The sequence below is a fragment of the Pseudomonas sp. genome (assembly GCF_036404235.1).
Lineage (GTDB): Bacteria > Pseudomonadota > Gammaproteobacteria > Pseudomonadales > Pseudomonadaceae > Aquipseudomonas.
Genome location: NZ_DASWOT010000131.1, coordinates 15,138 through 34,050, shown reverse-complemented (window position 1 = coordinate 34,050; position 18,913 = coordinate 15,138). Strand labels below are relative to the sequence as shown.

Genomic DNA, 18,913 nt, shown 5'->3' with positions numbered 1-18,913 from the left:
CGGCGACTGCGCTCAACAGACTAGCCATGCTGGTCGACTCGCTTGCAAAAAGCAAGTGAATTACAGGAATTTACTTGCACCATGCAAGCGATGCTAAGATCCCGCCATGAAAACAACCTCTAAAGAAGACTTTCGGTCCCATTGCGCAGTGAACTATGGCGTGGAGATCTTCGGCGACCGATGGTCGCTCTTGATCATTCGCGACATCGTTTTTGTTGGTAAGAAGACGTATGGCCAGTTCCTGAAATCGGAAGAGGGGATCGCGTCTAATGTCCTCGCTTCCCGTCTTGCCTTTCTTGAGGGGCAAGGAATTCTCTCGAAAGCACCCAACCCCGACGACAGGCGCAAGGATTTCTACACGTTGACCGAGAAGGGCCTGGATCTCATTCCCATCGTGCTCAACATCGTCCTTTGGAGCGCGAAGCACGATTCGAAGTCGTACGTACGAGACCTCGAGGCGTTCGTGACTCAATTAAGTCGAAACCCCACGCAGGTGAGCGAAGAACTGAAGGCGCTGGTCCGCAATGGTGGATGTATCTTTCCCGAGATTAAGGAATGAACCAGACGGCAAGCAAAAACGAGGTCAGAAACCTCGCGACCAGAATGGTCTTGTCCGAGCCACCCGGTCGGCTGGCACTGACAGAAATCACGAGCTGAAACAGGCACGCTGAGCTTCTTGGTGAGGAACCGGCCATGCGCCCAAAGCCACGACCTGAACTCCACGGCATTCCCGGCATGTGGGCCAAAGTAGCAATGAGCGCCAGCCCGGCTTTTTGCTGACGTGGATCGCCAGCGCTATCTGCCATACCGGTTGAATCGCGTCTTGCTCGGCGTCCTCGCAGCTGTACGTCCAGGCCTTCGAAAGCTCAACGGGGAGGCCAGACGCTACTACCTACCTTTCCCCCAAAACGGCCGTTCGCGACCGGCAGCAACGGGTCGTCTGCTGCCTGTCGCCATTAAAAAATCTCGAATTCGATTCCACCGAACGCCATAACTAGCTGATTTATTTATAGTTACTAGTTGGGGTACGCCGAATTTTCCAGCGAACTCCAGACGCCCGAAAAACCTAGTCTCGCCGAAACATACCGATCGAAACCCGCCTCAGCGACCTTCAATCGGCTCTAGAGTATTTCGTCCAGAGTGATACGCCCCTTCCGTCGAGTACGGCGCAGCAGCTCTTGGTTGAGGTGCGCATTGTCAGTCCGACTCAATGGATTGAGCGCAGCCTTTCAATGCGTCGCTGACGTCAATGCAGCGTTGGGTCTGATCTCGCGGTTGCTCGCGGCCTCGCACGACGAAAAGTTCGACGCAGATCAAGTGTGGTGTCTGTTTGATCCGCTACGAGAGCGGCTTGACGAGGCCGTGGAGAAAGGCAGATTGATGATGTAGCAGTCAGCGCTGACTAATCAGGTAAACCGCTGAACGCTGACTCAGCACGATGATGGTAATTCTTGCGGGTTCTACTGCGACGGTCGTTCTTTGGCGTTTGAATATTGCACAGGTGAAGTGATTGACCAAGGCGTCAAGGTGCTATCGTCCCCTATCGCTCCTCAGCCAACGGAATCCTCAATGACATTAGTAAGCCTCGTCCGGGCCCTGCCCAAGGACCCCGACAACTCGGGTCATGTCCTCGGTTGGGCCGTGGTACGCAATACGCCATGGAGCTTCGTCGATATCTTTGCATCCAAGGACCTGGCCGACGCAGAGGCGGTTCGGCTTGGGTCAGACTACGAATCAAAATATGGCTCTCATAAACCTGGCAGCAGCGAGTTCACCACCTCATGAATACAGGTACTGAAGAACTCACCCCACAGCAAAAGCTCGATCAGGTAAAGCTGCAAAAGAACATCCGCGGCCCTATCGATAAATTATTGCGCTCGCTTGATGCCGCCAATACGCGTGCCGATATCGAGCGCGAAGGGGAAATGCAGATCAGTTTTATCCATGAGCTGGAGTCGGGCAAACGCGTGCGGCCCGGTGACATCGAGGCGCTCTACATCATTTTCGACGATGCTGTGCAGGCTCGACTGGAAGGGTTCCCGCCAACTGCGTGAGACGGTAGTTCGGCTCTGCGCATCGCCATGCAAGCCTTAGATGGATCTGTCAGGCACTCTGCCCCATCAGCGAGGTCTGCTTTTAGACCCTGTCCTGGCACTCCATGCAGCGCAGCAGGTTTTTATTCACGCCCTTAAACGGACATGCCCATGATCACCGTGCATCATCTGAACAACTCTCGCTCGCATCGTATCCTCTGGCTACTTGAAGAGTTGGGCGTGCCTTATGAGGTGAAGCGTTACGAGCGCGACCCCAAGACAAATCTCGCACCGCCGGAACTCAAAGCCATTAATCCGCTGGGCAAGTCTCCGGTTATTCAGGACGGGCCGCTTACGCTGATCGAATCGGGAGCTATCGTCGATTACCTGATTCGGCGCCATGGCGGCGGCGCTCTGCAGCCGGATCCGGCCACAGCTACCTATGACGAGTACGTGCAATGGCTGCACTTCGCCGAAGGCTCGGCCATGTTGCCGCTGATGCTTAATCTCTACACCGGGCGCCTGGGCGAAGCCGGTGCGCCGCTGCGCCCACGCATCGATAGCGAACTGAAAAATTACCTCGGCTATCTCGACAACGCGCTAAGCCAGTCGGATTACCTGATGGGCGACGAACTAAGCGGCGCGGACATTCAGATGAGTTTTATCGGCGAAGTCGCCGATCAGCAGGGCAAGCTCGGCGACTGTCCACATCTCCAAGCGTGGATAGAACGTTTCCAAAAGCGTCCGGCTTATCAGGCGGCGATTAAAAAAGGCGGCGAGTATGCACTGGCTCGCTGATCGCGGCGCAGCATCGCCGCAGACCGACCTCACACGGATCGAATCATCCCGCCATCAACCCGGATTGTGCTGCCGGTGACATACGATGCCGCGTCGCTTGCGAGGAAGGTCACCACGTTGGCGAATTCCTGCGGTGTGCCGTAACGCCCAACGGGGATGGTGGCCCTGGACGCGGCAGCGATATCCTCGACGCTTTTGTGTTGACGGGTGGCGGCACCTTGATCGAGCTGATCGACACGGTCGGTGTGGATACGTCCGGGCAGCACGACATTAACCGTCACCCCTTGTGCCGCGACCTCACTCGCCAGGGTTTTGGACCAACCCAGCACCGCCATACGGATGCCGTTGGACAAACCCAGATTGGGGATCGGCTGTTCGACCCCCGAGGACGCGATGCTGATGATCCTGCCCCAGCGTTGGCCGAGCATGCCATCGATCAATCGGTTGGTCAGATGAAACACATGGCCGGCCATGGCTTGAAAATGCGTTTGCCAGAGCGTCGCCGTCTGTTGGAGCACACTACCGGCCGGAGGGCCGCCGCTGTTATTGACGAGGATATCGACACCGCCCTGCGCGATGACCCAATCGGCAGCGCTGTCCACTGACGTGAAGTCGTTCAGGTCCAGCGCCAGCGGTATGATTTGCGCTGCATATTCTGGCCCAAGCTCGGCAGCCCAGGCTTTAATCAGGTCGGTCGAGCGTGCGGCAGCGATCACCGTCGCGCCTTCGGCGACCAGGCTTTTGGCAATGGCTGCACCCAGACCGCGGCTGGCGCCCAGCACTAAAGCGCGGCGACCTTTCAATCCAAGTTCCATCAGCTCAGTTCCTCAAGACGACGCGTTTGACGCTCGATCAGGCCTTCAATATCGGCGATATCGGCAGCGCTCAGTTTGGGCGCTGGCGCACGTAACGTGGCTGAGCCAATGGCACCGCGTTTGGCGAGAACGTATTTGCGTACCGCCAGGCCAAACCCCGGCTGCTGTTCGTAGCGAGCCAACGGCAGATACGCGTCGAACAGGTCCCGGGCACGCTCGGCATCGCCTGAACTGTAGGCATGGTAGACATCAGCCATCATTTCCGGAAAGGCAAAGCCGGTCATGGCACCGTCGACACCACGAGCCAGCTCCTCGGGCAGAAAGATCCCGCCATTGCCTACCAAAATACTGATCGGGCGCATCGCACCGCTGGCCTGCGCGCTGCGCAACTCAGTGATCTTGTTCAGGCCCGGCCAGTCTTCATGCTTGAGCATTACGCAATTCGGGTTGTCGGCAACGATCTGGATAATCGTCGCGGTGCTGATCATCACGGTGGTCGCCAGCGGGAAGTCCTGCAACACGAACGGTGTGTCCATGCCAATCGCCTGGGCCACTTGAGAGAAGTAGCTACGGATCTGCGCATCGCTGCGCAGATTGGACGGCGGCGCGACCATGACGCCTGCCGCACCGGAGGCCATCACCGCCGCGCTCAGCTCGGCCATCGAGGCCAGCCCGGGGCCGGAAACCCCGACGACCACGGGCACCCGCCCGGCCACGCATTTGAGTACGCAATCGACGAAGGTCAGGGATTCGGCCATGGTCAATTTCGGCGCTTCGCCCATCATGCCCAGCACGGTAAGACCGGTGGCGCCACGCTCCAGATAGAACTCGACCATGCGCTCGGCACTGGGCAAATCCAGCGCGCCATCCTCGGTAAAGGGCGTGACGCAGATAATGAAAACCCCTGCCGCCTGTTCATTCAAACGCATTACACACCGACCTCGCTGGCTGATTGATAGGCGCGAAGGCGCGGCTTTTGTAAACGCCCCTTGCCTGCCTGATTGACGATTGACTGGCCGTCCCAGGCCAATTCACCGCGCAAATATGTAGCCGCGACTCGCACGGCAAAATTGCGCCCTTCGAAGGAACTCCAGTTGACCGCCGCCTGGCTATTGGCGGGGTCGTAAATGAAACTGCCAGGCTCAAGCACGACGATGTCGGCATCTTTGCCAGCCGTCAGCGCGCCTTTGGCCTGCATCAAAAAGAAGTCTGCCGGCCCCTGACACAACAGACGAACCGCCATCAACGGTGAGATGCCGCGTTCAAGACACCCAGTCCACAACGCAGGCACCAGTGTTTCAAGACCCGGCCCCCCGGATGCGTTCTTGAAGATGTCAGGGTCGCCCTTGCGATCCAGGCCCCAGGACACATGGTCGGAGGACACAAAATCGCAGTCGCCGGCAGCGATATGAGTCCACAACTTGTCGACTTCGGCCTGAGGTCGTATCGGCGGATAGTGCTTGGTCTTCGCGCCGAGGCGGCGCACATGCTCTTCTTCGTTGAGCATCAGGTACTGCACGCAGGTTTCGGCACTCGCCTTGAACCCGGCATTGCGGTACAGATTGCACAGCTCGAAGCCGCGGGACAGCGAGATATGAACCACATGGGCGCGGGCTCCGGTCGCTGCGCCCAGCTCATAGACCCGCGCCGTGGCAAGGTTTTCCAGCAGGGGCGGATGCGCTCGCCCGAACGCGTCCCAACCCGTGTCGCCCGCAGCCTTGAGCCGGGCAATGTTGGTCAGGGTCATTTCCTGATCCTGGTTATGTACACCACAGGCCAGCCCTGACGGGGCGATACGGCGCATTGCCTCATACAGCACATCGTCGGTGATCCGTGGAAAGCGCAATGCGTTGGCTTCAAACGTCGAGAACTTGAAAGCGCAGGCCCCGGCTTCGATCAGCCCCGGAATTTCATCCAGGCCGTCCTGCGGCCGAATCGTTGCGTACAGCCCGATATCAATATGGCAATCGCTATTGGCCTGGGCAGCTTTTTGATAAAAGCGCTGGGAGTTCCAGACCGGCTCCGGCTCGTCGTAGGGCATGTCGACAAGCGTTGTCACACCGCCTGCCGCAGCGGCGCGAGAAGCCTGGCCGAGCCATTCATGATTGGCACTGCCTGTGTGGGTCTGCCCATCGACGGCACCAGGCACTATCCAGCAACCACGACAGTCCTGCATATCGTGCGCGCCAGGGGGTTGCCCCTCGCCGACCAAGGCAATTTTGCCATCGAGTGTCGCGACGTAACCGTTGTCGATGATGCGGTCGGTGGTGACCACCTTTCCACGAACCACCAGGTCGAAATCACTCATAGAAGTCGTCTCTGCTCCAAGGCTGAATCCCCCAAGCCTAAGAGCGGCGCAACGCTTGCGTAAACGATAAAAAATCGGCGAGAGACGACTAATAAACAGCGCAGCGATCCGATTGCTTCAGTGTCGGCGCAAGCGCTTGCATCACTTGCAGACATCAGCCGGGCGGCGACTTCAAGCGCTATAAGGCCACAGGGCGAAAGCGATAAAAATTCGTTCTCCGGGACCGAAAATCTCACCTTTACACTAAAAGCTCGCCCCCCGTACTGTGGCTTCGAATCGAGCTGCTCAATTGCTGTTGTCCCGAGGGGTGGAGGATGAACTACGCGGTAAAGGCTGTTCTGGCCGCCAGTCTGAGCTGTGTCATGACTCAGGCTGTACACGCCGAAGATTCGGTCCGGCTGGTATTGGATTGGGCCTTTGAAGGCCCGCAGGCAATGTGGTCGGCCGCCGCTAAAAGTGGCTGCTTTACCCAGAAGGGTTTGAACGTCTCCATCGACCGCGGCTTCGGTTCAGGAGACAGCATCAGTAAGGTCGCGTCAGGCTCCTACGCCATTGGCGTGGCGGACTTCGGCAGCATCCTGGCGTATAACGCCGAACACCCGGAAAACCCGCTGATTGCTACGTTTATTGTCAGTGATCGCTCATCGGCCTCGGTCAGCGTATTGAAAAGCTCCGGCATCGCAGGCCCCAAGGATCTTCAGGGCAAGCGCATTGCCGACACTCAGGGCGAGGCCAGCCGGATGCTTTTCCCGGCGTTCGCCAAAGCCAACGGTATCGATTCGGGCAAAGTGTCCTGGGTCAACGTCGCGCCGAACCTGCGCCAGGCCACTGTGGTTCGGGGCCAGGCGGATGCTGCTGCGGGCCACTTGCTCACGGTGGTCAATGGCTTCCTTTCTGTCGGGGTGAAACGCGAGCAGATTTTCAGCATGCCCTTCTCCGAATACGGTGTGGATGTGCCGGGTAATGCGGTGATGGTCAAGCCTGAATGGGCACGCGCACATCCACAGCAGATGCGCGATTTCCTCAGCTGCACCGTGGTCGGCATCAAGGCGACCATTAACGACCCGCAAGCCGCGATTGCATCGCTGCGCAGCTACAACTCGATGCTGGACGCCAAGCTGGAAGCCCAGCACCTCGATTTTGCGACTCACGTCGCGGTGCTGACACCGCATGTCAAACAGAACGGTTTGAGCAACATCGATCCAGACCGACTCAACCATTCCATTGCACAAATTGCCGAGGCCATGGGCTTTGCTACGCCGCCCAGCAGCTCGGTGTGGACCGCTGACTATTTGCCGCCACAGAGCGAATTGGCGGTAGGCAATCCCTGAAAACACAAGAGGCCCATTGAGCCCGCAACAGATCCAACGGACCGCCCATCATCGGGTAATCCGAGCCGTTAGCCACGTGCCGGTCATCCAGACCGATCAAGAAGAGGCAGGTTTTGCCCAGGCCATTGCGCTGTGACCGATCAGCGCAATGGCAGTCGTCATGGGCCATCCAAATGCCAAGCGATGAGGAGTGATCGGGTGTGAGCATGAGCGAACGTTTTGCCGACAGCTTTGCCTTTGAAAACAAGGGCGAGGCCAGTGCATCTGCATTACCGAAAATAGAACAGGTGCCACACGAGGCGCAAAGCCGTCAGCCGTATGTTGACTTACGCAATGTAAGTCTTGTGTATGGGGCCGATGACGAGCAAATGCTGGCTATCGACAGGCTCGACCTGCAGGTGCGAGAAGGCGAATTCGTCGCGGTGGTCGGGCCGTCCGGCTGCGGTAAGTCGACGTTGATGAAGCTGGTCACAGGTCTTTTGCAACCTGACGGCGGTGCGGTCTTCATCCAGGGACAGAAAACCACCGGTCCAGTGCGCAGTGTCGGCATGGCGTTTCAGAATTCCACCCTGTTGCCGTGGCGCACCACGCTGTCCAACGTGATGCTGCCGTTTGAGCTGGTCAAGCCACATCGCCAGCGTCTGCGCCGCCACTACGATGAGTATCGCGAACGCGCCATGCACCTGCTGGAAATCGTCGGTTTGAAGGAGTTTGCCAATAAGTATCCCTGGGAACTCTCGGGCGGCATGCAACAGCGCGCCAATGTCTGTCGTGCGCTGGTTCACGAGCCGCCACTGCTGATGCTGGATGAACCTTTCGGAGCGTTGGATGCATTCACGCGCGAAGAACTGTGGCTAATGACCCAGGACCTTTGGCTTGAGCAGCGCTTCAGCGCGATCCTGGTCACTCATGACCTACGCGAAGCGGTGTTTCTGGCGGATCGCGTCATCGTTTTAAGCAAGCGCCCCGGCCGCATCATTCTTGAGCGGACCGTCGACCTGCCACGACCACGCACCCTGGCGAGTACCTACGAAGCAGGTTTCAGCGAAATCGTCCACGAGATCCGCGAGAAAATCCTGGAGGCTCGAGCCTGATGAAATCCTCGAAAAAATCCAGAGCCCACGCCTTTGTTCCATGGATCACCACGTTAGCGTTGTTGGCACTCTGGCAGATCGTGGCCATGGCGCTGGGCAGCGCCAGCCTGATGCTGCCGCCGCCCACCGCTATCGCCAGCTCCATCGCCGAACACTACGACGTGATTTGGCCCAATGCATTGCAGACGCTCTATACCACCGGCATGGGATTCGCCTTTGCCGTGGTGCTGGGCATGTTGTTCGGCCTTGCCATTGGCGCTTCGCCGCTGATCTATCGCGGTATCTACCCGCTGCTCATTGCTTTCAACGCCGTGCCAAAAGTCGCGCTGGTGCCGATCTTCGTCCTCTGGTTCGGCATCGGCACACTGCCAGCCGTCGTTACTGCGTTTTCCCTGGCCGTGTTTCCGATCATCGTTAACGTCGCCACCGGTTTGTCGACCATCGATTCAGAAATGGAAGACGTCATGCGCTCGCTGGGTGCCAGCCGTTGGGACATTTTGACCAAGGTCGGCATCCCGCGAATGACACCCTATCTGTTCGCATCGCTGAAGATCGCGATCACCCTGGCGTTCGTCGGATCAGTACTGTCTGAGACCATCGCCTCCAACGAAGGTATCGGTTTTCTGATGCAGGCCGCCTCTTCGCGCTTTGATGTACCTCTGGTGTTTGCCGGGGTCATCGTGATCGCCGCGATGGCAGTCATTGCCTATCAAGTATGCGAACTGATTGAAGGTCGCTTTACCCATTGGGCCAAACGCGGCAAATAAACTCGTTAGTTATGTACCGGGGTTTATTACAACCCGGTACAGCAAAACGTTACTGGCATCATGGCGATAACAGCTCTTATTAAAACAATAGATCGTTAGACAGTTTTACCCCTGTACTTAGCCCGTACTCATGTCGTCCTGACAACGACGGCATTTCGGACTGCCCCAACGATAACTTTTTCACGCTGCGCGTAAGGAACTGACATGTTCGAAGGTGTAATTCAATATTCCAAGGATTCCTGGGGCATCATTCCGTTGATGCTTGTAATCTTCATCATCGGCATTGCCGTTATTATCGAGCGCTACTTCTTCTTTCGTAAAAGTATCCAGTCCGGCGCCAGCCTTGATGCAGATCTGCGGCATGTTGCTTACAACAATGAGCACGATGCCAGGCAAGTTGCCGGACATTATCAGCGCACCGTGCAGGGCAAATTGGTCGAAGCGGCACTTGATTCGCCCAACAAATCCGAAGCTGCCATGGAGCGCGAAGTCGATGAAAGCATCATGGTGCAGATGCCTTATCTGGATCGCAACCTGTGGGTGCTCGACACCTGCGTCACCCTCGGCCCGTTACTGGGTCTGCTGGGCACCATCATTCACATGATCCAAGTGTTCAGCGTGCTAGCAGCCAACAGTTCACAAAAAGTCAGCTCCGTCACCGGGCCCATTGCCCATGCGCTGGTGGCGACGGCGGTTGGCCTGTGCATCGCTATCACCTGCGTGGTGTTTCTTAATTACTTCAACAAGCGTATCCGCCTGGTGGTCAACCAGATGGAATTGGTCAAGTCGATGCTGATCAGCCGTTTCGCGACGATCTAAGTCTCGCTCGCCATCCACGGAGAATCTCTCATGGCCAGAAAATCCCATTACCTGGGTCACGAAGAAAAGGCACGCATCGAGATCATTCCAATGATCGACGTGATGATGTTTCTGCTGGTGTTTTTCGTACTCATCATGATCGAAATGATCCAGGGCGCGGGCATTACCCTTGATCTTCCCAAGTCCTCGTCTCAGGACCCTATTGAGTCGGTGACCCTGAACATCGGCGTCGCGGTCGATGGTGGGCTGTATGTTGACGGCCAGTTGGTCAACGACGAGCAACTGAGTGCTCGGCTGTCCGAGATGAAGAACAGCGGCAAGCTCGACGTGGTGATCGCCGGCGACCGGGGCAGCCAATACGAAAGCATCGTGCATGCGATGGATCTGGTCCGCGGCGCGGGTGTCAGCGCCATTGGCCTGGCTACGCAGAAATAGTGGGCGCCATGGAAAAGAATCTACGCAGCGGCGCCTTGTGGGCGACGCAGGACAGCCACGTCCACCATCACCTGCCGATGCCCGTGGCTATCGGTGGCGCCCTGTTGCTGGTGGCTTTGTTCATCGGCGTCGGCGCGATGGTCGAGGTCAAGCCCAAGCCTGTCGAGGAGCCGCCGAAAATCACCCGTATCGAGATGGTCGAGTTGCCGCCTCCTCCGCCTGAGGCACCACCTCCACCTCCTGAGCAACCACCGCCTCCGCCACCTCCGGAACCACCGCCACCGCCGCCTCCAGAGATTCCACCGCCACCGCCACCCCCTAAACCGCTACCGCCCAAGCCTGTGGACAAGCCTTTGCCTGCGCCCAAGCCGCTGCCTAAACCGCCGCTGCCCAAGCCTCCCGTGCCGACGCCTCCACCACCGCCGCCGGTGCCAGTACCGCCTGTGCCGCCACCACCGCCACCGCCGAAGCCGGTACCGCCCGCGCCAAGCGCCAGCACTGACGCGGTGGCACTGCAGCAAACCGTGCCGGCGTATCCGCGCATGGCACGTCAGGCGAAGATTGAGGGTTACGTGGTACTCGATTTGATCATTCGTCCGGACGGTTCTGTAGCCTCGGCGAAGGTCGTGGACGGTAAACCGCCGCGCCTGTTCGACGATGCAGCGATCAACGCGGTGAAAAACTGGAAATTTCAGCCACGCATGGTCGGCGGTGTCGCTCAGGAACAACATGCCCGACAAACCGTGAAGTTCGACCTCAAAAAAGCCGACGGCTAACAGTCAACCCCGCCTATCCGGCTCTGTTGCAGAGCCGGACAACCCCGCAATCGTGATCCAGGGAAGGAACACCTTCATACCGACGCCCGTTTATCTGGCGTCGGTTTTTTTATTCTGATGCCCTCCTGACTGGCATTAATTTTCCTCCTCGCAAAAAAACGCCGACACTTAACTAACAATTCGTCACTTAAACTTCCGCACTCTGGAAATGAAACATTATTGTGCGTCAAACGGATCAACTCGCTCTGTTTAATCACACTCCCGAGCCACTGCCGCCGCTGGCTAATTTTTAGCCCATACCCGCGTATTTTTTGATATTTACGAACGCCCCCCCAGGCCATTAGGTTGGCACTCACACGGACGCCTCGATTTATCGAAGGCAAATAATACCGGTATTAGCCTTGCTGCGATTACATCACCAATCAATGAACTGGATACCCAGTTGATTCGACTCGCCAGGGCTTTCTAAAAAAACTTTGCCTTCACTAAAAATGCAGGAGCCCGGCATGGGAGCGTTCACTTTTAGCTACAAGCAACTCGGTATTGCGGTCGCTCTGGCGATTCCGATGATGTGTGCAGCCGCCTACGGGGACGACACCCCGGAAAACAAAGACGATCCGGTCAAACTCAAGGATTACACCGTCGAAGAATCCTTCGACGATAACGTCGGCATCATGCCCAGCGCCACGGCGGGCTCCAGCGTATTCGGCCTGGACAAGCCGCTGGTGGAAACGCCACGCTCGGTTACCGAAGTGTCCGCCGACCTGATTAAAAGTTACGGCTTGCGTGACATCAACGATCTGGTGCGCATGACGCCAGGTGCCTATACCGGCTCGTTCTTCGGCATTGCGGGTTCCCTGGCATTGCGAGGCGAAGAAGCCGATAACTATTTTCGCGGCATGAAACGGGTGCAGAACTCAGGCAACTACACCACCCCGATCTCCGCTGCCAGCTCGGTGGATATCGTGCGCGGGCCGGTTCCGCCGATCTTCGGTGCCGGCAAGATCGGCGGCTACATGAACTTCACGCCCAAATCTGCGAAGTCCGCCACCTCGAAATACATCGAAGAGCCAACAGGAGAAATTGGCACTACTGTCGGCTCCTACGATCAGTTCAAGGTCCACGCCGAAGGCGGCATGCCGATTCAAATTGGCGAGCACCGTGGCGGCGTCTACGGCTATTACGAGCAAGAAGACTCCAAGAGCTATTACGACTATGTCGAGCCGCAATCGAAGCTGGGCCAGTTGGCATTCGATCTGGACTTGACCGATAACCTGCGCACCGAGTTCGGTGGCCAATACCTCAACTCCGAGCGTATCCAGAACGCCGGTTGGAACCGGGTCACTCAAGACCTGATCGATCACGGCACCTACGTCACGGGCTCACCCTCGAATCTGGTCACTCGCGGCGGCGAGCTGTACCCCGAAAACGTGCGTACCGACATTGCCCCAGGCGTTGGCTTCCCGTCGGGTAACGGCAACGCGTTGTTGGACGTTTATTGCAGCGGTGGTTATGCCAATTGCAGCGTGCCCAACGACGGTGGGCTGGGCAAGCTGACCAATCCCGGCACGACCAAACTCGATCACGACCAAACCATGACGGCCAAAGCGGATCGCGGTCACACCGCCGTGAAGACCGGATATTTCGACCTTATCCGTGATCTGGGCGATGGCGTCGAGCTGAAGAACCAGGCTTTCTACGAAAGCATGGATCACTACAAATATTCGTCCTACGGCTTTACCGCTGACTTCGACTCTTACACTTGGGAAGACAAGCTCAGCCTCAGTTTCCCGATAACCCTGGGCGATGCGAGCCTGTCGAACACCGTCGGGGTCAACTATCGCTACTACAACGGCATCGACAAGGAAGCCTATGGCGATGAAATCTTCGACCGCCGCGACCTGAGCGTCGGCGCCACACCGAACGACAGTTTCGACTCGGGCCACACGGGTCTGGTGCAGGTCGCTCCGGGAGAGTATGCGCGCAACTACAGCTCGCAAAACTACTCGGTAACCAAGGACACCGGCGCCTTCATGCTGTCGGACATCCAATGGCACAACTTCGATCTGACGCTGGGCTATCGCATGGATTACTACGATGTGAAAGCCTCGGAAAAAGCTCGCGGCACAGCCGGCAACCTGATCAGCGATTCCGACGATAATGGCAGCGCCGACTGGTACAGCGACACCGGTAACAAAGACTCCTACAACATCAGCCTGTCGTACAAAACACCGTGGGGCATCGTTCCTTACTTCACCTACGCCGAGCAAGGCGCGCTGGCGTCCAACTCCGCAGGCGGGGTGCCGGTGGAGAACGTGCAAAACGGCTCCTGGCTGCAAGATTCGAAGCTGCGTGAATTCGGTGTGAAGTATCAAAGCCCGAACAACAATGTCTATGGCAGCCTGGCGTACTTCGATCAGGACCGCAGCTATCAGGATGCCCAGAGCGGTTCCGACATTCTGGTCAACAGCAAGGGCTACGAAGCAGAGTTACGCTGGTTGCTGAACAAGAATTTCTCCCTGAGCGCTACCGGCAGCAAAATGGCCGTGCGTGAGAAAGGAGCCCCATTCACCATCCTCAATACGGCAGCAGTGGCTAAGGCGCTGGGGGTCGATCCATCGAGTCTGTACGGTTATCGGTTTTATGACCCTTCGGGCTCGGTACTCGGTGGCGAATGGGATCGCGGTGGCGTGCCGGAGTGGGTGGGCAGTCTGTATGGCAACTACACGCAGCCCTTGGGTCCGGGCCGTCTGAACAGCAGTCTGGGTTTCACCTGGGTCGACGCGCAGTGGGCTGACAACCAGAAACAGATTCGTCTACCTGCCTACACCGTGTGGAACGGTTCGGTCGGTTATGACTACAAAAACTGGTCGACGCTGCTGACCGTGAACAACCTGCTCAACGAGAAATACTTTACCTCTGCGAACCTGTTCGACTCGGTCCTGGTGTTCCCATCGGAGCCTCGGACCTTCACGGCCTCGCTCAACTATAAATTCTGACCGCTGCAGGCGATGGGGATCGACATCCGTATTCGGGTGCAAGATCCCCACCGTCCGTGGCCTGGATGCTCCGCTTGCGCACCTCCATTGACAACACGCTTCCCATTCCCCCAGTCGCCAGCGGTTTTGGTTTGATCCTGCTCGGATTAATGCTGGCGATCTTTCTTAGCGCGCTGGACCAGACCATCGTTGCCGTTTCCATGAGCACCCTTTCGGTTCAACTGGGTGATTCTCATGATCTGGCCTGGATCATCTCGGGCTATCTGGTAGCAATGACGGTCAGCACTCCGTTGTACGGCAAACTCGGCGACCTCTACGGGCGTCGCCGCTTGCTGTTGGTCGCTATCGGCTGGTTTACCGTGGCCTCGATGCTCTGTGGATTTGCCCAGGACATGCCACAACTGATCGCCGCCCGCGTGTTGCAAGGACTAGGCGCCGGCGGCCTGGCGACCTTGAGCCAAGCGATCATCGGTGAACTGTTGCCGCCTCGCCAGCGCGGTCGCTATCAAGGCTATATCAGCGGCATGTTTGCCTTAGCCAGCGTGGCCGGACCGCTACTCGGCGGACTGCTCACGACCTGGCTGTCATGGCGCTGGATTTTCTGGATCAACCTGCCTCTGGGATTGGCCGCATGGTTGATTTGCCGCCGCGCCCTGCGAGGTCTGGCACTACCATGTCACAGCTCACACATCGACTACGCAGGTGCGCTTTTACTGATCAGCGGCTTGATGTGTCTGTTGCTGGCAATCAGTGGATTCGGACAATTGCAAAAGCAAACCGCCGATGCTGTGCAGATAACCCTGCTGTGCCTGTCAGTGTTATTGCTCAGCGCTTTCGTGGCTCAGCAAAAGCGCAGCCGCGAGCCTCTGCTGCCCCTTTACCTACTGCACGAGCGGCATCCATTGCTCAGTGGCCTGGTAGCGTTTTTTGCGTCGTTGCAGATGATCGTGCTTACCGTTTTTATCCCGTTGCGCTTTGAAATGCTGACCAGTCAACCCGCCGACCGGGCTGCCCTGCACTTGCTGCCGCTGGTCATGGGCGTGCCGTTAGGCGCCTATTGCAGCGGTCGGTTGATCACCCATCTGGGGCGCTACAAACCGCAAATCGTGTTTGGCAACCTGCTGTTGCCACTGAGCATCGCAGCGCTGGCCTGTACGTCATTACACAACGCATGGGCGTCCGGCGCATGGATGCTGTTTTGCGGGGCAGCCATCGGTTGCCAGTTTCCCGCCAGCATAGTTTCGATCCAGACCGCGGTGAGCGCGGCCCATATGGGCGTCGCCACCAGCACCCTCAACCTGCTGCGCTCTCTGGGCGGTGCGCTGGGTATCGCACTGATGTCGAGCGTGCTCGTGTCACTGTTACATCGAGCAGGTGCCGACCCGTCCCTGGCGGATTCCGGACTGAGCGGCGGCCTCGCTGCCAGCGCTCTGGACACGGTGTTTCGCCAGTTATTGCTGATCGATGCAGCGCTCGCTCTGCCCGCTTTATTGGCAGCCTTGTATCTGCCTGAGCGTCATCTCGAAACCTCTCATTGATAGTTGCCCAGGAGTCCATATGCTCACTGTTCTCGTCACGCGCAAACACCAGGAGACCGACACCATCTGCGTCTTCGAGTTGGTGGACGCCGAGGGACGAACCTTACCGCCGTTTACGGCGGGGGCTCATATCGATGTGCATCTGAATGCGCAATTGATCCGTCAATATTCGCTGTGCAATTCACCTCGCGAACGGCATCGCTACCTGATTGCTGTTCAGCGTGAAACTCCGTCACGTGGCGGCTCTCAATGGATGCATGAACAGATCGAAGTCGGCCAGCGATTGACCATCGGCACGCCGCGCAATCTCTTCGAACTACAGCCGCCCGGCAGTCAACATGTGCTGATTGGCGCAGGGATCGGTATCACGCCCTTGCTCAGCATGGCCCACGAACTGGCGCTACGCGGCGACACCTTCGAACTGCACTACCGAACTCGTGACCCGGCGCGCTCGGCATTTCTCGATCAACTGACCGAACACTTCCCGCAACAATTGCGAACGTATTTCGATCGGACTGCCTTCAATGACGCAACGCTGCCGGGCCGGCCAGCGGCAGACAAACACCTCTATGTCTGCGGCCCGCAATTGTTCATGGAGCAGATGATCGATACCGCGCGCCGCCTGGGCTGGGCTGAAGCCAATTTGCATCGCGAGGTTTTCAACGCAAAAACTCCCGTCATTGAAGGCGACCAGCCCTTTGAAGTCGAGATCGCCAGCACCGGAGCGATCTTGCAGGTGGCAGCCGACCAGACCGTCCACCAGGTGCTCGATGCCGCTGGAATCGATGTGCCAATCTCTTGCGGCAAAGGCATTTGCGGTGCTTGCCTGACAGGCGTTCGCGCAGGGATTGTGGATCACCGGGATCAAGTCCTGAGCGAGGAAGAACAAGCACAGAACGATCTGTTCACGCCTTGCTGTTCGCGCGCATTCACCCCCCGGCTGGTGCTGGATCTATAACAACAGCGCAGAGCAGGCAGCGCGACGGATGCCTTACTGCATGCTTAATCCATCGGTAGATGCGGGCAAACGAAGCGCGCCCAATGAGCCTTCGCCGGTGCTGCATTGCGCCTCCTCCACAGACTGCAAACTCCATGCATCCAGCGCCACCCGCAATTCCTCCAGGCAAATCAAGGTGGCCTTGTTCGAGGTGCCTTCAGCCGCGATATAGCAAGCCAATACCGCCGACTTGATGGTGACATCGCGAATCGGCACATAGACCAGATCCGGGCGCATGGGATCAGGCCCCACTGACAATCTCACCTGACAACCAATACCCAGGCCCTGGCTGACCATTACCGCGATGAACTCGAAAGAATTGGCGACCACGCTGAACATCGGCTTCACCGCCACCCGGGTGAAGACCTGATTGAAGACGTGATGAAGCGTCTGGTCCCCACTGGGGAAGATAAAGTTTTCGTCCACCAGATCGGCGACCTTCACAGAAGCACGGTTGGCCAGTCGGTGAGACTTATGCACGGTAATACAGGTCTGTAGATCGTAGGAGACCACCCTCTGCAAGCCGCTTTGCTGCTCCAGCGCATAGCCGACAATGATGTCGACTTCGCCGCGCATCATGATGTCGGTGAGCATGTTCGAGTTGGCCACGACGATTTCGAACGTGATACGCGGGTGCGCCTCACGAAAAGTCGCCAGAAAGCCTGCGAGAAATTCCCTGGCTGCCGTTTCATTGATGCCGATGCGCACATTGCCGGTGTGTTCGCCCTGAAGAATGTCGATTTCAGAACGCGCGATACTCAGCTCCTTCATTGCCCGCTTGACCCGATACAGCAACGACTCACCCGAGGAAGTCAGTCGCAAGCCATTGCGGTCACGCACGAACAACTTGGTGTCCAGTTCCTGTTCCAATAACTGGATTTGTCGTCGAATAGCAGACGCGGCAATGTAAATATTTTCCTCGGCCAACTTGAAGGACCCATGGCGGGCAACTTCATAGAAGTATCGAAGTGCCGCCGTATTGACGAAATGGGGTAATAATCCGAGTGTCATGAGTATGCGATCTGCCCTAGTCTTTGAATGAACAGCGAAAAGTTGTCGAACATGACAAGATTCCCGCACATGTATCAGCACTGCACCATCGCTGAGCATTCCTTTGACCAGTCAGCATTACGGCATATACACCGTTATTCCTGAACAGCCTCACATGCATGTATCAGGCCAGCTACACAAAACTACCTAACCCATTGCTGGCGCGGCGACGCCTTTAATCTGGATTCGATAACCGAGCCTGACATTGGGGTAATAATCCCATATCGCTTTGTGTTGAGTGCAGCGGTTATCCCAGAACGCAATCGAATTATCTCGCCACTGGAAGCGAACATGGAACTCGGGCTTCTGGCAATGAGCGTAAAGGAAATTCAGTATTGCCTCGCTCTCGTCACGCGGCAGACCGTCAATGTGGGAGGTCATGGCCTTGTTGACGAAGATCAGCCTGCGCCCTGTTTGCGGGTGACGAACCACAATAGGGTGGGAATTCACCGGAGCATCCGGGCCGAATACGCGCCGACCGTCGTGAGTTGCCGTCAGCCCTTCCAGATAGGTTTTCATCAAGGGCGAGAGTGCTTCATAAGCGGCATACATACTGCCAAACAGGGTCGCCCCGCCACCGTTTGGTGCAGTCTGGGTGATATGCAGAATAGACCCCATAGGCGGCATCGCTGCGCAGGTCTGATCAGAGTGCCAGTCCTCGCCCGCCACTTTTGTGGAGTTTTTATCGAAGTGCAAGACACGGATACCAGGGTGCTCCGTTAACGGCTTGCTTTCGGTAGCCGGCCCGACGTGGTTATGTATCTCGCCAAACAACATAGCCAGGGCCATGTGATTGTCGAAGCTGATCGCCTGATCGCGAAAGAAGATGACTTGAAATTCGGCAAGCGCCTGTTTCAACTCCTTGACCACAGGAATCGATAATGGCGCGGTCAAATCAATGTCGTAAATCTCGGCCCCGATATGGGGAGTGGTAGGAACCACACGAATACTTTGATAGCTCATGGAATTTTTCCTGACAGATATTAACTGGGTTATCGACAGCGCCAGCAGCATTGACACAATTAACGGCGTGCTGAAATTCTCAAGCGGAACGCCTGGAAGTTACACACTAGTTTAAGAGGTATCGAAGTCATTCAGAACAGTATCGATAGCAGAGAAATTAGGCGCTGATCACTCTATTTAATAGTGCGAC

The 18,913-nt window shown here is 57.2% G+C and carries 19 protein-coding genes; 13 read left to right on the top strand and 6 right to left on the bottom strand.

Going from position 1 to position 18,913, the window contains the following annotated elements; genetic code table 11:
• Positions 1 to 106: 106 nt before the first annotated feature.
• Positions 107 to 559: a helix-turn-helix domain-containing protein gene (locus tag VGC62_RS16865; protein ID WP_331188221.1), complete on the top strand. Its 453-nt coding sequence runs from the start codon at positions 107 to 109 to the stop codon at positions 557 to 559.
• On the opposite strand, the gene VGC62_RS16860 is transcribed toward VGC62_RS16865, so the two are convergent.
• Complete coding sequence (locus VGC62_RS16860) at positions 549 to 806, bottom strand: hypothetical protein (protein WP_331188220.1); 258 nt, start codon at positions 804 to 806, stop codon at positions 549 to 551. The genes VGC62_RS16865 and VGC62_RS16860 overlap by 11 nt on opposite strands.
• A gap of 763 nt (positions 807 to 1,569) precedes the next feature.
• Here VGC62_RS16860 and VGC62_RS16855 point away from each other — a divergent pair.
• From VGC62_RS16855 to VGC62_RS16845, 3 genes are all read left to right on the top strand, one after another.
• Complete coding sequence (locus VGC62_RS16855) at positions 1,570 to 1,785, top strand: hypothetical protein (protein ID WP_331188219.1); 216 nt, start codon at positions 1,570 to 1,572, stop codon at positions 1,783 to 1,785.
• The gene (locus VGC62_RS16850) at positions 1,782 to 2,054 is read left to right on the top strand and encodes a hypothetical protein (RefSeq protein WP_331188218.1); all 273 of its coding nucleotides are present in this window, start codon (positions 1,782 to 1,784) and stop codon (positions 2,052 to 2,054) included. Before VGC62_RS16855 ends, VGC62_RS16850 begins: the two co-directional genes overlap by 4 nt.
• Positions 2,055 to 2,204: 150 nt before the next feature.
• Positions 2,205 to 2,831: a glutathione S-transferase gene (locus VGC62_RS16845; RefSeq protein WP_331188217.1), complete on the top strand. Its 627-nt coding sequence runs from the start codon at positions 2,205 to 2,207 to the stop codon at positions 2,829 to 2,831.
• 29 nt (positions 2,832 to 2,860) lie between these two features.
• Here the strand turns inward: VGC62_RS16845 and VGC62_RS16840 are convergent, their stop codons facing one another.
• Genes VGC62_RS16840 through VGC62_RS16830 form a run of 3 tightly spaced genes read right to left on the bottom strand, consistent with a single transcriptional unit; the run spans position 2,861 to position 5,954 of the window.
• Entirely contained in the window at positions 2,861 to 3,646 is a 786-nt protein-coding gene (locus VGC62_RS16840; RefSeq protein ID WP_331188216.1) for an SDR family oxidoreductase, read from the bottom strand.
• The gene (locus tag VGC62_RS16835; protein WP_331188215.1) at positions 3,646 to 4,575 is read right to left on the bottom strand and encodes a dihydrodipicolinate synthase family protein; all 930 of its coding nucleotides are present in this window, start codon (positions 4,573 to 4,575) and stop codon (positions 3,646 to 3,648) included. The genes VGC62_RS16840 and VGC62_RS16835 overlap by 1 nt, the downstream gene beginning before the upstream one ends.
• A complete protein-coding gene (locus VGC62_RS16830) occupies positions 4,575 to 5,954 on the bottom strand; it encodes a dihydroorotase (RefSeq protein WP_331188214.1) in 1,380 nt (459 codons plus the stop codon). The genes VGC62_RS16835 and VGC62_RS16830 overlap by 1 nt, the downstream gene beginning before the upstream one ends.
• A 314-nt stretch (positions 5,955 to 6,268) precedes the next feature.
• Here VGC62_RS16830 and VGC62_RS16825 point away from each other — a divergent pair, with 314 nt between their 5' ends.
• The 9 genes from VGC62_RS16825 to VGC62_RS16785 all read left to right on the top strand — a co-directional run bounded on the left by VGC62_RS16825 (position 6,269) and on the right by VGC62_RS16785 (position 16,671).
• On the top strand, positions 6,269 to 7,285 hold the full coding sequence (locus VGC62_RS16825) for an ABC transporter substrate-binding protein (RefSeq protein ID WP_331188213.1): 1,017 nt from the start codon (positions 6,269 to 6,271) through the stop codon (positions 7,283 to 7,285).
• Positions 7,286 to 7,491: 206 nt separating this feature from the next.
• Positions 7,492 to 8,379, top strand: a complete 888-nt coding sequence (locus tag VGC62_RS16820) for an ABC transporter ATP-binding protein (protein WP_331188212.1) — start codon at positions 7,492 to 7,494, stop codon at positions 8,377 to 8,379.
• Positions 8,379 to 9,146: an ABC transporter permease gene (locus VGC62_RS16815; RefSeq protein WP_331188211.1), complete on the top strand. Its 768-nt coding sequence runs from the start codon at positions 8,379 to 8,381 to the stop codon at positions 9,144 to 9,146. Before VGC62_RS16820 ends, VGC62_RS16815 begins: the two co-directional genes overlap by 1 nt.
• Before the next feature lie 204 nt (positions 9,147 to 9,350).
• A complete protein-coding gene (locus tag VGC62_RS16810) occupies positions 9,351 to 9,965 on the top strand; it encodes a MotA/TolQ/ExbB proton channel family protein (protein WP_331188210.1) in 615 nt (204 codons plus the stop codon).
• Positions 9,966 to 9,995: 30 nt separating this feature from the next.
• On the top strand, positions 9,996 to 10,400 hold the full coding sequence (locus tag VGC62_RS16805; protein WP_331188209.1) for a biopolymer transporter ExbD: 405 nt from the start codon (positions 9,996 to 9,998) through the stop codon (positions 10,398 to 10,400).
• Positions 10,401 to 10,408: 8 nt separating this feature from the next.
• A complete protein-coding gene (locus VGC62_RS16800) occupies positions 10,409 to 11,176 on the top strand; it encodes a TonB family protein (RefSeq protein ID WP_331188208.1) in 768 nt (255 codons plus the stop codon).
• Between the two features lie 506 nt (positions 11,177 to 11,682).
• Positions 11,683 to 14,175, top strand: a complete 2,493-nt coding sequence (locus VGC62_RS16795; RefSeq protein WP_331188207.1) for a TonB-dependent siderophore receptor — start codon at positions 11,683 to 11,685, stop codon at positions 14,173 to 14,175.
• Positions 14,176 to 14,324: 149 nt separating this feature from the next.
• Entirely contained in the window at positions 14,325 to 15,713 is a 1,389-nt protein-coding gene (locus VGC62_RS16790; protein WP_331188235.1) for an MDR family MFS transporter, read from the top strand.
• Between the two features lie 19 nt (positions 15,714 to 15,732).
• Positions 15,733 to 16,671 (top strand): PDR/VanB family oxidoreductase, encoded by a 939-nt coding sequence (locus VGC62_RS16785; RefSeq protein ID WP_331188206.1) that lies wholly within the window; start codon positions 15,733 to 15,735, stop codon positions 16,669 to 16,671.
• A gap of 33 nt (positions 16,672 to 16,704) precedes the next feature.
• On the opposite strand, the gene VGC62_RS16780 is transcribed toward VGC62_RS16785, so the two are convergent.
• Together VGC62_RS16780 and VGC62_RS16775 are read right to left on the bottom strand one after the other, a co-directional pair.
• Positions 16,705 to 17,721, bottom strand: coding sequence for a LysR family transcriptional regulator (locus VGC62_RS16780; protein ID WP_331188205.1), 1,017 nt, complete (start codon positions 17,719 to 17,721; stop codon positions 16,705 to 16,707).
• A gap of 186 nt (positions 17,722 to 17,907) precedes the next feature.
• Positions 17,908 to 18,774, bottom strand: a complete 867-nt coding sequence (locus tag VGC62_RS16775; protein WP_331188204.1) for a TauD/TfdA dioxygenase family protein — start codon at positions 18,772 to 18,774, stop codon at positions 17,908 to 17,910.
• Between the last annotated feature and the right edge of the window lie 139 nt (positions 18,775 to 18,913).